Here is a 753-nt window from a genome sequence, read left to right as displayed (position 1 = left end):
TTTTATTTTTTATTCTTGTTTAATTGTTCTCTTTTGAACAATACAAATGTACAGCGGCAAAAAAAGTTTCTCTGTAGTGGAACATAGAAGTTCGTGTAGTGAAATCGCCACAAGTATTTATTTCATTGCTTTAAAAAGAAAAAGCCCCAACACTAAAAAGTGTTGAAGGCTTATATAAAATTCCCTTTTGTTTTTTATTATAAAGCTGTCGCAGTATACGTTACTGTTTGCGTATAAGTTCCGGCCGGTTTACCTAAAATATCAGAAGAAGATGATTTAGCAGCTGGAATAGTGTAATCCAGATTCAGTGTCAATGCGCTTCCAAGCGGAGCATTTGCCACTAAAGTTTGATCAGCTGCAGATAAAACAACAGTGCTTTTTGTACCGCCCATGGTTCCGGAAGCTGCAGAAGCTTTGATGGTTAGAACATCTACGGGGATCAAGTTGGTTCCATTTATAAAATTAGCGCCTCCTGCTTTTACTTTTACATTAAAATTCTTAGTTGAAGTAACTTTTAAAGCATTAGCTTGAGCTACCGTTTTTTCTGAGTTATAATCCGCTGCAGTAGCATAATTAAAGGCCACTGCGCCACTAATTGCAGTACTTCCCGCATCAATAGAGATCACATCGTTCAGGGTAATGTTTACCGTTGTGGTTGCGGTGGTGTTTTGAGCCTGAATAGTGTTTGTTCCTAATACGAATGCTCCGATAGTTAATGCTGCGATTGCAATTTGCTTTTTCATAATGATATTA

The 753-nt window shown here is 37.2% G+C and carries 1 protein-coding gene; it reads right to left on the bottom strand.

The window, feature by feature from the left end:
• Positions 1-197: 197 nt before the first annotated feature.
• Positions 198-743, bottom strand: coding sequence for a peptidoglycan-binding protein LysM (locus tag U9K52_RS21185; RefSeq protein WP_248392676.1), 546 nt, complete (start codon positions 741-743; stop codon positions 198-200).
• Positions 744-753: the final 10 nt, after the last annotated feature.

Origin of the sequence: Chryseobacterium sp. MHB01, from assembly GCF_034651565.1 — a bacterium.
Lineage (GTDB): Bacteria > Bacteroidota > Bacteroidia > Flavobacteriales > Weeksellaceae > Chryseobacterium > Chryseobacterium nepalense.
Note: the sequence above shows the minus strand (reverse complement) of the source record. Positions and strands in the feature narration are given on the sequence as shown.